The 13,424-nt window shown below is 73.2% G+C and carries 12 protein-coding genes; 7 read left to right on the top strand and 5 right to left on the bottom strand.

From position 1 onward, the window contains the following. The first annotated feature begins 2 nt into the window (after positions 1-2). From ACFFHU_RS24795 to ACFFHU_RS24770, 6 genes are all read left to right on the top strand, one after another. Positions 3-593: a TetR/AcrR family transcriptional regulator gene (locus tag ACFFHU_RS24795; protein ID WP_377342643.1), complete on the top strand. Its 591-nt coding sequence runs from the start codon at positions 3-5 to the stop codon at positions 591-593. 203 nt (positions 594-796) lie between these two features. Continuing rightward, entirely contained in the window at positions 797-2,014 is a 1,218-nt protein-coding gene (locus ACFFHU_RS24790) for an LCP family protein (RefSeq protein ID WP_377342642.1), read from the top strand. A gap of 78 nt (positions 2,015-2,092) precedes the next feature. Then, complete coding sequence (locus tag ACFFHU_RS24785; RefSeq protein ID WP_377342641.1) at positions 2,093-3,286, top strand: glycoside hydrolase family 3 N-terminal domain-containing protein; 1,194 nt, start codon at positions 2,093-2,095, stop codon at positions 3,284-3,286. 40 nt (positions 3,287-3,326) lie between these two features. Further along, positions 3,327-4,769, top strand: a complete 1,443-nt coding sequence (locus ACFFHU_RS24780) for a cytochrome ubiquinol oxidase subunit I (protein ID WP_377342640.1) — start codon at positions 3,327-3,329, stop codon at positions 4,767-4,769. After that, positions 4,766-5,761, top strand: coding sequence for a cytochrome d ubiquinol oxidase subunit II (locus ACFFHU_RS24775; RefSeq protein ID WP_377342639.1), 996 nt, complete (start codon positions 4,766-4,768; stop codon positions 5,759-5,761). Before ACFFHU_RS24780 ends, ACFFHU_RS24775 begins: the two co-directional genes overlap by 4 nt. Positions 5,762-6,014: 253 nt before the next feature. Continuing rightward, positions 6,015-6,821 carry a hypothetical protein gene (locus ACFFHU_RS24770; RefSeq protein WP_377342637.1) on the top strand — a complete coding sequence of 269 codons (807 nt, stop codon included), beginning with the start codon at positions 6,015-6,017 and terminating at the stop codon, positions 6,819-6,821. Between the two features lie 57 nt (positions 6,822-6,878). On the opposite strand, the gene ACFFHU_RS24765 is transcribed toward ACFFHU_RS24770, so the two are convergent. The 5 genes from ACFFHU_RS24765 to ACFFHU_RS24745 form a co-directional block, all read right to left on the bottom strand. Beyond that, positions 6,879-7,541, bottom strand: coding sequence for a response regulator transcription factor (locus ACFFHU_RS24765; protein ID WP_377342636.1), 663 nt, complete (start codon positions 7,539-7,541; stop codon positions 6,879-6,881). Continuing rightward, positions 7,529-8,806: a sensor histidine kinase gene (locus ACFFHU_RS24760; RefSeq protein ID WP_377342635.1), complete on the bottom strand. Its 1,278-nt coding sequence runs from the start codon at positions 8,804-8,806 to the stop codon at positions 7,529-7,531. The genes ACFFHU_RS24765 and ACFFHU_RS24760 overlap by 13 nt, the downstream gene beginning before the upstream one ends. Next, a complete protein-coding gene (locus ACFFHU_RS24755; protein ID WP_377342634.1) occupies positions 8,803-9,807 on the bottom strand; it encodes a CPBP family intramembrane glutamic endopeptidase in 1,005 nt (334 codons plus the stop codon). The genes ACFFHU_RS24760 and ACFFHU_RS24755 overlap by 4 nt, the downstream gene beginning before the upstream one ends. Positions 9,808-10,070: 263 nt before the next feature. After that, entirely contained in the window at positions 10,071-10,976 is a 906-nt protein-coding gene (locus tag ACFFHU_RS24750) for an HAD family hydrolase (RefSeq protein WP_377342633.1), read from the bottom strand. A 102-nt stretch (positions 10,977-11,078) separates the two neighbouring features. Further along, positions 11,079-11,903 carry an alpha/beta fold hydrolase gene (locus ACFFHU_RS24745; RefSeq protein WP_377342632.1) on the bottom strand — a complete coding sequence of 275 codons (825 nt, stop codon included), beginning with the start codon at positions 11,901-11,903 and terminating at the stop codon, positions 11,079-11,081. Between the two features lie 55 nt (positions 11,904-11,958). Between ACFFHU_RS24745 and ACFFHU_RS24740 the strand changes: the two genes are divergently transcribed. Next, a complete protein-coding gene (locus ACFFHU_RS24740; protein WP_377342631.1) occupies positions 11,959-12,678 on the top strand; it encodes a TetR/AcrR family transcriptional regulator in 720 nt (239 codons plus the stop codon). Positions 12,679-13,424 lie beyond the last annotated feature (746 nt).

The following is a 13,424-nucleotide window of genomic DNA, read 5'->3' as shown; positions in this document are numbered from 1 at the left end:
GCATGCCGAAGGTGGCCGACCGGCGGGTGCGGCGCACCCGCGCCAGCCTCGCGGAGGCGCTGACCGAGCTGATCCTGCAGCGCGGCTACGAGGCCATCACCGTGCAGGACCTGCTGGACCGCGCCGACATCGGCCGATCCACCTTTTACGCCCACTTCCGGGACAAGGAGGACCTCCTGCTGTCCTGCTTCGACGACCTGCGCGCGGAGCTGCGGCGGGAACTCGACGAGCTGAGCCCGCACGGCGGCCCCCCGGACCCCGCCCAGCCGTCGATCGTGGTGTTCGCGCACGCGTACCGGCACCGGCGGATCTACCGCGCCCTGTGCGGCCGCGGCGGCGGCACGGTCGTGCCCCGGCACCTGCACGCGCTGATCGGCGACGCGCTCCGCCCGCACCTGGCGCCGCACCTCGCCGCCGCCGGGGCGACGATCCCGGTCGAGGTCGTGGCCGAGTTCTACGCCTCGGGCCTGCTGGGCGTCCTGACCTGGTGGGTCGGCGCCGGCTTCCCGCACGGCCCGGCCGAACTGGCCCGGATGTACGGCGCCATGGCCAACCCCGGTGTCATGGCGGTGCTCGGCCACCCGCCGTCGTAGCCTTGCCGGTCGGCGTGGGCGGCGCTGATCAACCGGCCGCGGCTGTGCGCGTGGTTCGCCCGATGAGCGGCAACGTTCCGCAAATTCCGGTACGCCCCGTTTGGCGACCGACACGCACAGTCAACTCACAGCCCGAGGCCTTGGTTGCTCCGCACATCGACACGTAGCCTTGCCTGCGCTGCCATCTCCGCAGGAAGGACGCCGTGTCGCAGACCCCCCGCTCCAACGCCCGCGCCGAGCGGACCGCCGCCGGCACCAAGCGACGGCGCATCCGACGCATCCCCCGCTGGGCCGCCTGGTGCACCGGGGTCGGCGTCGTGTTGATGCTGCTCAGCGGTGCCGCGCTGGGCGGCAGCGAGGCGCTGCTGAACGCCGCCACCAGCAAGGTGACCCAGCGCAACCTGCTGGGCAGCGCGGGCGGGGAACGGCACCACCAGAGCATCACCGGGGCGAAGAACATCCTGCTCGTCGGCCTCGACGCCCGCCCGGGGCAGAACCCGAACGATCTCGTCCGGTCCGACTCGATCATCCTGATGCACATCCCGGCCGACCACAGCAAGGCGTACCTGGTCTCGCTGCCCCGGGACACGCTGGTCGAGATCCCGGCGTACGACAACGGCGTCCGGCCGTACCGTGGCGGTCAGAACAAGATCAACGCCGCGTTCGCCTTCGGCAGCCAGGGGCTGACCGGCGCGGCCGCCGAGTCCCACGGGTTCGAGCTGCTGGCGCTGACCGTGAAGCACATCACCGGCATCACCCCGGACGCCGGCGCGATCATCGACTTCACCGGCTTCAAGCAGGTGGTCCAGACGCTCGGTCGGGTCTGCATGTACGTGGACGAGACGACCACCTCGATCCACGTCGGCAAGGACGCCAACGGCCGGCCGGCGGGGCCGTACAAGATCAATCCGGACGGTACGGTGAACCACCGCATCCCCGGGGTCACCCCGAACATCTACACCAAGGGCAACCACTGCTTCTCCCCGGCCGAGGCGCTGGACTTCGTCCGGCAGCGTGACCTGCTGGCCAACCGGGACTACGACTACGGCCGGCAGCGCCACCAGCAGCAGTTCCTCAAGGCCGTCATGAAGCAGGTGGTGAGCGACGGGCTGAACTCGCCCACCAAGCTGCCGTCCCTGCTGTCCGCGGTGGGCAAGGCCATGACGGTCGACGACGGCGGGATCAAGCTCGAGGACTGGGCGTTCGCCATGCGGGGGATCAAGCCCGACTCGATCACCACCATCAAGACCAACAACGGCACCTTCAACAGCCGGTCGGTGCCCGGCGTGGGCAGCGCGGAGATCCTCAGCCCGACCAGCCTGCAGCTGCTGAAATCGGTCCGCGAGGACGACGTCCAGGCCTTCGTGGCCGCGCACCCGACCTGGGTCACCGCCGACAGCGCCGCCCCGACCACGGGCTGAGCCCGACGTCGTTTGCTCGAGGCGGCGTTTGCGCGAACCGCCGTCCGGGCGGGTGGACCGGTGCGTAACGTGGGCCGGGTGAACGATGCCCGCGTACGCCGCCGGCTGCTGCTCACCGGCGCCGGCGCGGCCGCGGCGGCGGTCCTGACCGGGTGTGACCGGGCGGCGCCGGCCCCGGCGCGGCGGGCCGACGCCCTCGCCTCGCCGGCCGCCTCCCCGTCGGTGTCCGGCGCGACCGCGGGTCCGGACGCGGCCCTCCGGCGCAAGATCGCCAGCCTGCTGGTGGTGGGGTTCCGCGGCGAGACGGTCACCGACAACGACTGGATCGTGCGGGCGATCCGCAACGGGCTCGGCGGCGTGATCCTCTTCGACCGCGACCTGCAGACGAACGCCGTCCGCAACATCAGCTCGCCCACCCAGGCCGCGGCCCTGGTGAAGTCCCTGCGGCAGGCCTCACCCGGGCGGCTGATCGTCTCGATCGACCAGGAGGGCGGCCAGACCTCCCGGCTCAACCCCGCAAACGGCTTCCCGGCCAGCCAGTCCGAGGCCGAGATCGGCGCGGCCAACAATCCCGGCACCACCCGGACCTGGGCCGAGGGCATCGCCAAGGACCTCACCACCATCGGCGCGAACCTGAACTACGCCCCGGTCGTCGACCTGGACGTGAATCCGGACAACCCGGCCATCGGCAAGCTGGGGCGCAGCTTCTCCGGCGACCCGGACGTGGTGGTCGGCAACGCCACGATCGAGCTGCAGGCGCACCGGAACGCCAAGGTCAAGACGGTGATCAAACACTTCCCCGGGCTGGGCAGCGCCACCGGCAACACCGACTTCGACGTGGTCGACGTCAGCGGCAGCTGGCAGGAGCGGGAACTCGAACCGTTCCAGCGGCTGATCGCGGCCGGCGTGGTCGACTCGGTGATGGCCGCGCACATCCTGAACACCCGGCTCGACCCGGACCATCCGGCCTCGCTGTCCCGGGCCGTGGTGACCGACCTGCTGCGCGGCAAGCTCGGCTGGAAGGGCCCGGTGGTCAGCGACGACATGCAGGCCGCCGCCATCACCCGCAAGGTCCCGGCCGACCAGGCGGTCACGCTGGCCCTGCAGGCCGGCGTCGACCTGCTCGTCTTTGCCAACCAGCAGGTGTACGACGAGAGCGTGGTGGACTCGACCATCGACACGATCGTCGGTCAGATCCGCTCGGGCAGCCTCACCGAGACCCAGCTCGATCAGGCCGTCGCCAGAGTGGACGCCCTGCGGCCGACGAGCTGATCGGTGTTTCCCCCGGCCGAAGCCGGGTAGCCCGGCCGACATGCCCGCCTGGATGGCCACCCTCGGACCACTGCTGCTGCCCGCCGATGACCCAGCCCAACTGTTGCCGGCCCGCGAGCAGATGGCGTTCACGCTCGGCTTCCACATCATCCTGGTGCCCTTCGGGGTGGCGTTCACCTTCCTCATGCTGATCGCCAACGCTCGCGGGATCCGCCGCAACGACGAGACGGCGCTGCTGCTGGCCCGCCGCTGGTCGCAGGTGGCGGCGGTGCTCTTCGCGGTGGGCGCGGTGTCCGGCACGGTTCTGTCGTTCGAACTGGGACTGCTCTGGCCGCGGCTGATGGGCGCCTACGGCGCAGCCTTCGGCATCCCGTTCGCGGTGGAGGGGCTGTTCTTCTTCCTTGAGGCGATCTTCGTCGCCATCTATATCTACGGCTGGCGCCGGATGCGCCCCTGGCCGCACTTCTGGACGGGCGTGCCCGTGGTGCTCTCCGGCATCGGCGGCACGGCCTCGGTGGTGGCCGCGAACTCCTGGATGAACCGCCCCGGCGGCTTCACCGTCCGGGAGGGTCGGATCGTCCAGGTCGACCCGCTCGCCGTCATCTTCAACGGCGCCTTCTGGTATGAGTCCGTCCACATGTTGTTGGCCGCGTACATGGTCGCCGGGTTCATCATCGCCGGCGTGTACGGGGTCGGGATGCTGCGCGGGCGCCGCGACCGGTACCACCGGCTCGGCCTGCTCATCCCGCTGACCGTGGCCGCCGTGGCGACCCCACTGCAGATCGTGGTGGGCGACGTGGCCGCCCGCGAGGTCTACCGCAACGAGCCGGCGAAGTTCGCCGCCATCGAGGCTGTGCCGCGTACCGGCACGCACGTGCCCGAGGTGCTGGGCGGCTACTACGCCGACGGCGAGGTGCACGCCGGGATCCGGATCCCGAACGGCGCCTCCCTGCTATCCGGGTACTCGCCGTCGACACGCATCCGCGGCCTGGACGCCGTCCCCGCGGATGTCCGTCCCCCGGACCGGCTGGTGGCGATCGTGCACCTCGGCTTCGACGTGATGGTGGGCATCGGGTCAGCCCTGCTGGCGCTCTCCGCATGGTACGCGCTGGCCTGGTGGCGCCGGCGCGACCTGCCGCGCAGCCGCTGGTTCCTGCGGGCAACCGCAGTCAGCGGGCCGCTGGCCGTGGTGGCCCTGGAGGCGGGCTGGGTGGTCACCGAGGTGGGCCGCCAGCCCTGGACGGTGGTCGGTCATCTGCTGACCCGGGACGCAGTGGCCACCAACGGCAACCTGTGGCTGTTCTTCGCGGCCACCCTGCTGCTGTATGCCGCGGTCGGGGCCGCAACCATCTATGTCCTGCGGCTGATCCGGGCCAGGTGGCGTGATCAGGGCGGCGCCCGGGAGGGGGAGGTCCCCTACGGTCCGTCCCGGGCCCGCGAGGCGGCGGCCGGCGAGGCCCCTGCCGTGGAGGGCCGGTCATGAGCACGCTCGCCGCGGTCGTGCTGTTCGTCGGCGTCACCGCCTACGCCGTGCTGGGCGGGGCCGACTACGGAGCGGGCTTCTGGGACCTCACCGCCGGCGGCGCCCGGCGGGGTGCCGAGCCCCGGCACCTGGTCGACCAGGCCCTCGCCCCGGTATGGGAGGCCAACCACGTCTGGCTGATCTTCTGTCTGGTGATGCTGTGGACCGCCTTCCCTCCCGCGTTCGCCGCCATCATGACCACGCTCTACATCCCGCTGGGGCTGGCCGCGCTCGGCATCGTGGTGCGCGGCAGCGGCTTCGCCTTCCGCAAGGTGCTGGTCCGTACCGACCAGCAGCGGGCCGCAGGCGCCGCGTTCGCGGCGTCCTCGGTGATCACACCGTTTTTCCTCGGCTCCGTGGCCGGCGGCATCGCCTCCGGCCGGGTGCCGACCGGAGGTCACGGCGACCCGATCACCGGTTGGGTCAACCCGACCTCACTGCTCGGCGGGCTGCTCGCGGTCGGCGTCACGGCGTTCGTCGCCGCGGTGTTCCTCACAGCGGAGGCGCGGCTCCGGTCCGATGACGGCATCGAGCGCCGCTTCCGCCGCCGCGCCCAGGGCAGCGCGATCGGCACCGGCGCGGTGGCGCTGGCCGGGATCGCGGTCCTGCACGCCGATGCCGGGCGGCTCTTCACCGGGCTGACCACCCGGGCGCTACCGCTGGTGCTGATCTCGGCGCTGTGCGGGCTGGCCAGCCTCTTCCTGCTGCACCGGGCGGCGCCCCGGCTGCTACAGGCCCTCGCGGTCAGCGCCGCCGGCACCGTGGTGGTCGGGTGGGGCGTCGCCCAGTATCCGTACCTGCTCGGCACGCACCTGCGGATCGGGGCGGCGGCCGCGCCGGACGCCACGTTGGCGGCGCTCACCGTGGTGGCGGCCTTCGCGCTGCTGCTCGTCGTACCCGCCGTGGCCTTGCTCTTCGTGTTGCAACAGCGCGGCCACCTGGACAGTGCGTGAGCCGGGCCGGTGCGCCGCCTGGGCCAGCCGCCGGTCGATCAGGGGCTTTTGACCTACGCCCTTGCTGGCTCGGGCGGCGCCAGTGCGTGCCGCTCCAACGCCGGTCGGTGGTCAATGTCGACAGATATGTCCGCGATGTGACAGCGGCCCGACCCCCACGGTGCGACGCTGTCCGCAGGTAAGGATGGGCCCCTGGCACCGCTCCCGGTGCGGCCCGGGCCCCTCGTCAACGCCTCCCGCTCCGGAGGACGCCATGCGCGTGCCGACCATGGACACCGTTCCCCGGCCCCGCGACCTGGCCGACCGCGACGACCCGGCCGTGCTGTATGCCAAGTCGTACCTGCTGATCCGGACCTCGGTGGGGCTCATCGGGATCCTGCTGCCGGTCGTGCTCATCGTCGGTGAGGCGTACTTCCTGCGCGGCGGCGTGCACGTGCGCGGCTCGCTCAGCGCGTACTACTTCACCCCCATGCGGGACATCTTCGTGGCGAGCCTGTCCGTGACCGGCTTCCTGCTGGTGACCTACCTGGCGGGCCAGCCGAGGACCTGGGATTTCTGGCTCAGCCTGCTCGCCGGGATCGCGGTCATCGGGGTCGTGTTCTTCCCGACCTCCCGCCCCGAGTTGACCGCCGGCGCGGCCCGCTGCGGCACCGTACCGGAGCCGGCGGGCTGCTCACCGATCCAGCAGTCCCTGGGGGAGACACCGACGGCCACCGTCCACTTCTGCTGCGCCGCGGTCTTCATGCTCAGCATCGCGGTGCTCGCGTTCCTGTTCGCCTACCGCGAGCAGAACCGGAACGCCAGCCCCGGCATGGCCCGCGTACAGAAGCTCTGTGGCTGGCTGATCATCGCGGCGGTCGCCTGGGTGGGGCTCGGCCGGCTGCTGCACGCGGACGTCTGGGAGCTGACGCCGCTGTACCTCGGCGAGGTCGTCTCGGTCGCGGCGTTCGGCGTCTCCTGGCTGCTCACCGGCCGGGACCTGCTGCGCGGACTGCTGCCCGGGCGGCGCGCGGCGCCCCCGGCCGCGGCCGACCGGATCCAGCCGGAGCCCGCGCACTGAGCCCGGATCCGTGCGACGCCCACGTGTCGGGCCGGCGTGACCGCTCAGCCGGCGCGTTCAGCCCCCGTCCTCATCGGATTCCCGCAGGAACGCCACCACGGCGAGGACCCGTCGGTGCGTGTCCCGGTCGGCAGCGAGACCCAGCTTGCCGAAGATGCTGGCCACGTGCTTCTCGACGGAGCCCTCCGAGATGTGCAGACGGCGGGCGACGGAGGCGTTCGACCGGCCCTCCGCCATGCTCGTGAGCACCTGCCGCTCGCGGTCGGTCAGGGTACGCAGCACCGGGTCCCGCCGGCCGCGGCTGAACAGCTGGCGGACGACCTCGGGGTCGATGACCGTGCCGCCACCGCCCACCTGCGCCACCGCATCCAGGAAGTCCCCAGTGTCGGCCACCCGGTCCTTGAGCAGATAGCCGACGCCGCGGATGTCGCCGGCGAGCAACTCCGTCGCGTAGCGGTCCACGACGTACTGCGACAGGACCAGCACGGCGGTCCCGGGGTGGTCCCGCCGAATGGCGAGGGCGGCGCGCAGCCCCTCATCGGTGAACGAGGGAGGCATCCGGATGTCGACGACGGCCAGCCCGGGCCGGTGCTCGGCCACCGCGCGAAGCAGCGAGTCGGGATCGGCCACGGTCGCCACGACCTCGTGGCCCTTCTCCGCCAGCAGCCGGGCGAGCCCGTCGCGGAGCAGGACGGCGTCCTCGGCGATCACGAGACGCACGGCAGCTCCACGGTGACCACCGTAGGCCCACCGGCCGGGCTGGTGACGGTCAGCGTTCCGCCGACGCTGTCGACCCGCTCGACCAGCCCCGCGAGGCCACCGCCGGGGCGCACGACCGCCCCGCCGGCGCCGTCGTCACCGACCTGCACGACGAGATGGTCCCCGCGGCGGCGGATACGCACCCAGCCGTCCCGGGCCCGGCTGTGCTTGGCCAGGTTGGCCAGCAGCTCCCCGACACAGAAGTACGCCGTGCCCTCCACCACCGGCGTGGGCCGGGCCGCCAGCTCGAGCTCGGTGCTCACCGGCACGGGACAACGGGCGGCCACCATGGGCACCGCGCCGTCCAGCCCCAGGTCGGTGAGCACTGCCGGATAGATGCCACGGGCCAGGTCCCGGAGCTCGACCAGCGCCTGTTTGGCCTCGGCGTGCGCGGCCGCGACCCGCGCGGCGGCCGGATGTGGCGGGCCGGCCTCGAGTTCCTCCCGGGCCCGCCCGAGCTCCATGGCCAGCGCAACGATGCGCACCTGGGCGCCGTCGTGCAGGTCGCGCTCCAGCCGTCGCAGGTGCGCCCGGGACTGCTCCACGGCCTGATCGCGGCGACGGGTCATCACCCGCAGCCGGTCGTCGGCCGGCTGCCCCGGCAGCAGTCGCCACCGGAGCCGGTCCGCCGCGGTGAGCCCGTGCACCAGCCAGGGCGTGGCCAGCAGACCGACCAGTCCGGCGGCGCTGACCAGCACCGGGTGCGGTGGCCAGTCGCCGGGATGCCAACGCCAGTCGACCACCGCGATCCGGCCGGCCGGCTGCTGACCCGGCGACGGCAGCCAGCCGCGCCAGAGCGGATAGCTGAGTGCGGCCACCGACTCCACCCAGCAGAGCGCCACCAGGTAGGCCTGCGCGACCCCCAGCGGCGCGGCCAGCAGCGCGTACAGCAGGCACCGCCAGCCCGTGCGGTCGCCGAGCGCGTCCCGGGTCCAGCCGACCGGCCCGGACCGGGTATGCGCCAGCGGCGCCGGCCGCGGCGGGCCGGTGCCGGCCAACAGGCGGGCGCGGGCACGCTCGACGACGCTCACCGCCCGGGCGGACGCGACCACGGCGGCCAACAGGGCCAGCCCCGCGACGGTGACGCTGGCGATCAGGGCGTAGCCGAGCAGGGCCACGAAGGCCAGGCAAACCACCGAGACCAGGGCTCCGAGCAGCAGGTGCGCCGTCTCGCGCCAGGTGCGGGCCCGGAACGGCTCGGTCAGCACGCGCAGCAGCACGGTCATCGGTCGCTCCCCGCGCCAACCCACGCCGAGCCGTGCGGTCCCGGCCCGTCCGGCGAGTTGCTGTGCGGCGCGGCACCGTGCGACGCCGGGCCGTCCGCCGACGGACGCGCTGGCCCGTGCGGCGCGCGCCGCCGCCGGACCACCAGCCAGGCGCCGGTGAACAGGACCGCGCTGTTGGCCAGGTACAGCCACTCGGTCGCCTGGCCGGGCCCGAGGCCGAGCGCCGGCGCCTGGTCGCGTACGTGGATCAGCGCGTTGCCGTAGTCGGTCGCCGCGTCGGTGTCCATCGACAGCACGGTGTCCATTGTCCAGTTCCAGGCGGTGTGGAAGCCAACGGCCAGCCACAGCGAGCCGGTGCCGAGGCGGGTCAGCACGAAGAAGCCCGCCATCAGCATCAGGTCGGCGGTCAGGATCGGCGCCAGCAGCGGCGCCGCCGGCACGCCGGAGAAGTGCGGCAGCACGAAGATCAGGCTGGACACCACCGCGGCCCGCCGCAACGGCCAACCCTCGGCCAGCGTCTGCAACGCGTACCCACGGAAGGCGACCTCCTGCATGACGGCGCTGGCGGCGTACATGAAATGGCCGGCGGCAAGCAGCGCGAGCACGGCGGCCGGAGCCCGTTCGCCCAGTTCCGTGCCGGTCACCCGGACCCAGCCGAGCGCCCGGGCGGCGACGAACACCGCCGCCAGCGACGCCGTCCCGGCCCCGAAGCCGACCAGGGCGTCGCGCGGGCGCCACCGGGACAGGCCGATGTCCGCCCACGGCCGGCGGTCGACGAACCGGCGGAACAGGTACGCGAGGCCCACCGCGGTCACCGCGATGACGGCGTGCGCGAGCAGATTCGCGGGCAGGCGATCCCCGGCCAGCGCGGCCGCGACCCCGGTGGCGCCCAGCACCAGAACCAGGTAGCAGGCGAGCCGCCACCCCTTGCGGGGCCGCCCGGACGGTTCCCGGAACAGCCCCCCGTCACCCGTCGGTGCGCTCTCCGATGTGGAGGCCATGCCCGTCCCCTCTCGCCGGTCCGCGTTCGCACATCACGCTAGGAACGCCACCGGCCGGGCAGAACGCGGTTGTCCTCCGACACCGCTGGGGGACAGCCCCCGCCCGGCGGAGCCGGCTTCGTCGGCTGGGGTCCGGGCCCGAGTGGGTGCTGTCAGGATGCTGCCCCCCGTCCCGGCCGGCCTCGGCCGGGACGGCGCCGGGCCCGGAATGCTCGCGCAGCGGGCGCGGCATCCCTGCCCCGCCGTCCCGACCGGGCATGCGGTCAGCCGTACAGCTTCTCCAGGATCCGGGCCACCCCGTCATCGCCGTTGCCGGCGGTGTGGTTGACCGTCGCCGCCAGCACCGCCGGGTGGGCGTTGGCCACCGCGTACGCCGTGCCGGCCCAGTCGAGCATCGACAGGTCGTTGGGCCCGTCGCCGAACGCGAGCACCTCGGCCGGGTCGATGTGCCAGTCGGCGCACAGCTCGGCGAGGCCACCCGCCTTCGACACGGCGGGCGCGGCGATCTCCAGCGGCGCGGTCAGTTCGGCCCACGTGCAGGCCACGCGGCCGCCCAGGATCGGGCGCAGCAGCGCCCAGGCCGCCTCGGGGTTGCGGTCCGGCAGCGACACCATGAGCTTCACCAGCGGCTCGGCCAGCAACTCCGCGGTCGAGTCGACCAGGATCCGGTTCCGGTCCAGCGTCGGCCGGTACCGATAGCCCCGGTCGAAGAACACCCGCTCGCCGGTCTCCACGGCGATTCCGGAACCCGGGATCCGCCGGTGCACCTCGTCGATCACCCGCGCCGCCAGGTCCCGATCGAGCGGGTGCCGGATGTCGACCCGGCCGCTGGCCAGGTCGTACCGCACGGCGCCGTTGACGCAGACCGCGGCGTCGATCAGCGGCCCGGCGGACCGTTCGGTGCCGCCGTCCGCACCCGCCCGGCGGCCGTCCCGGCTGTCGGCGTCCCGGCTGCCGGCGACGGCCTCGCGGATGTCGCCGTCCTCCCCGCCCTCGTGGCCGCCGAACAGCAGTGCCACGATGCGCGGCGGCCGGGCGGTGGCCGCCACCACTCGGGCGCCGGCCGAGCGCGCCAACCGCAGCGCCGCCCGGGTGCGATCGGTGAGCATCGACGCGGTGTCCAGCAGCGTGCCGTCGAGGTCGGACGCCACCAGTCGCGGGCGGCTCACGACGACCCGCCGGCGATGCTCGCGCCGGGCGGCGGGGGAGGGGGCGTGGCGCGGGTCATGCACCGACCGTAACCGACGGCCGGGCGGCACTTCCTATCCCACTCACCGTTGCTGGGTCACCGGGGCCGCGAAGAACGCGGCGATCGGCTCGACGACCCGGGGAAAGGCCCGGTTGATGGCATCGTGCCGGCAGCGGGGGATCAGCAGGGTCCGGGCCCGGGGCAGCGCCCGGGCCAGCGCCTCGTTCAGGGCGGCGAACGCGGGCGGGCCGGCGGCGCCGGAGACCAGCAGCACCTCGGCCTCGATCCCGGCGTACCGGTCGGCGGGTCCGTCGTGGGCCGCCACCTGCCGGCTCTCCGGCAGCGTCGTCGGCAGCAACTCACCCATCGTCCGTCCGATCGGGGTGCGCAGCAGCAGGCGCGTCATGGCCAGCTGTACGCCCAGCGGGAGCCGCGCCGCCGCGGAGTTGTCGTTGACGCCGGCGCCCACGATGCACAGGGACCGCGCCGTGTCCCCGGCCCGCAGGGCGGCCTCGGCCGCATCGAGGTAGCCGGTCGGGAAGATGCCGTCCACCTGCACGGCGCCGTCGTACAGCGCGATCCGCCGCCCCGGCCGGCGAAGCGCGGTCTCCATCACCACCATGCCGCCGTAGCTGTGCCCGAGCACGTTGTCGGCCCCGGTGTGCTCGAGCACGGCGGCGAGGTCCTCGACCTCCTGCTCGACGGTGTACGGCTCACGCTTCGGCGCCGCGTCCGCCCGCCCGCGCCGGTTGTACAGGTGCACCGTGAACCGGTCGGCGAGCGTCGCGGCGAGCCGCCGGTACGCGTCGATGGTGACCCCGCCGCCATGGACCAGGACAATGCCGGGCCCCTGCCCGGTGGAGTGAACGACGATCGGTGCGCCGTCGGATGAGGTGATCCGTTCCATGTGCGCCTTCCTCCCCGAATAACCGCGAACGACGTTTGCAGTTTACAGTGGAACGGTGAGCGACGCAGCCACGAATCCGGGCCGGGAGTCGATCTGGGCGCGGCCGGAGCGGGGCGCCCGGGGCCCGGCGCCGGGGCACAGCCGGGAGGCCATCGTGGCGGCGGCCGTCGCCCTCGCCGACTCCCACGGGCTCGCCGCGGTGTCGATGCGGGCCGTCGCCACCGAGCTGGGCACCGGCGCCGGCACCCTGTACCGGTACCTGTCCGGCCGGGACGACCTGCTGGATCTGATGGCCGATCGGGTGGTGGGGGAGCTGATGCCGTTTCCGGCCGTCCCGGACCCCGGTGTCGCGAACGCGTCCCCGGCCGGCGGCGCGGCCGCCGCCGGCTGGCTCGATCGGATGCTGGCGCTCGCCCGCCGGCAGCTCATGCTGTTTCAGGCGCATCCCTGGCTGGTCGAGCTGGTCCGGCGCGGCGTGTCGCCCGGCCCCAACACCCTCGGCTACCTCGACCACTGCCTGGACATCCTGCGGCCCGTGCGCTGCTCGGCGACGGCCAAGTTCGAGGCCATGGCGATGGTGACCGGCGTGGTGTCCCTGTTCGCCCGCGCCGGGGCGTCCGCCGGGTCCGTCACCTTCGCCGGCCTGGACCTCGCCGCGTACCCGCACCTGGTGGCCGCGTTCGCCGAGCCGGCCGGTCCCGTGCCCCGGCAGGACCTCTTCGAGCGCACGCTTCGCGGCCTGCTCTCCGGGCTGCTCGGTACCGGTCAACGCTGACGCGCCGGCCCCGACCGGAAACGACGGGCGAGGTTGGGCGCTCCGGCCTTGATCGACACGAGATCGGCGGATCTGGGGGTTGTGGTTCGGGTCGGGACCCTCTGCCACGCGATCTTGTGTTGATCAAGGGGTTCGGATCGTTCCCGGTTTGGGTGCGGGCGGGCTGGGTGTCGGGTTTGGGGTTGGTTGGGTGGTGGCCTGTGGTGACCGGCACTCGGGGGGTTGCCCGGTTTGTCGGGTTGGCTGGAATCGGTGTGGGGGCCCGGACGTTGTACCGGGTCCACGGCCGCAGTACCTGCCCGCCCGGCGCGGTGGGCCTGGTCCGAGAGCCACCCCCGAGACCCCCAGGGTCGGGGAATGGTGGCGGGCGGGTCGTGGTTACACCCGGTCCGGATGACCGTAGGAGCGCCCCCCGCTGGGCCCCGGTCATCGTGCGGATCTTGTTCTTGATTTTTCCGCCCGCGCCCACCCCCCGGGTGTGCGGGCTGGTTCTTCCCCCTCTTGTTCTTTTCGTGTCGTCGCGCGCGGTCCCCCCATGCGTGCGTGCCGGCCCAACCCCCCAAGGAGTTCTCACATGAAGACGACGCTGATGCGTAAGACGGTCCTGTCGGTTGCTGGTATGGCGTTCGCCGGTGGTCTGGTCGCCGGCCCGGTCACGGGCGCGATGGCCGCCGACACTCACAGCGCCAAGCCCGCCGCCGCGGCGGTGCAGACGGTCTCGGCCGACAAGCCCGACGCGGGCAAGT

The sequence above is a fragment of the Plantactinospora siamensis genome, assembly GCF_042434095.1.
Classification (GTDB): domain Bacteria; phylum Actinomycetota; class Actinomycetes; order Mycobacteriales; family Micromonosporaceae; genus KBS50.
Note: the sequence above shows the minus strand (reverse complement) of the source record. Positions and strands in the feature narration are given on the sequence as shown.

Coding starts and splice junctions, on each gene's coding strand:
- ACFFHU_RS24795 (WP_377342643.1), top strand. CDS start 3: ATGCCGAAGGTGGCCGACCGGCGGGTGCGGCGCACCCGCGCCAGCCTC.
- ACFFHU_RS24780 (WP_377342640.1), top strand. CDS start 3,327: ATGCCCGCCTGGATGGCCACCCTCGGACCACTGCTGCTGCCCGCCGAT.
- ACFFHU_RS24775 (WP_377342639.1), top strand. CDS start 4,766: ATGAGCACGCTCGCCGCGGTCGTGCTGTTCGTCGGCGTCACCGCCTAC.
- ACFFHU_RS24770 (WP_377342637.1), top strand. CDS start 6,015: ATGCGCGTGCCGACCATGGACACCGTTCCCCGGCCCCGCGACCTGGCC.
- ACFFHU_RS24760 (WP_377342635.1), bottom strand. CDS start 8,806: ATGACCGTGCTGCTGCGCGTGCTGACCGAGCCGTTCCGGGCCCGCACC.
- ACFFHU_RS24755 (WP_377342634.1), bottom strand. CDS start 9,807: ATGGCCTCCACATCGGAGAGCGCACCGACGGGTGACGGGGGGCTGTTC.
- ACFFHU_RS24745 (WP_377342632.1), bottom strand. CDS start 11,903: ATGGAACGGATCACCTCATCCGACGGCGCACCGATCGTCGTTCACTCC.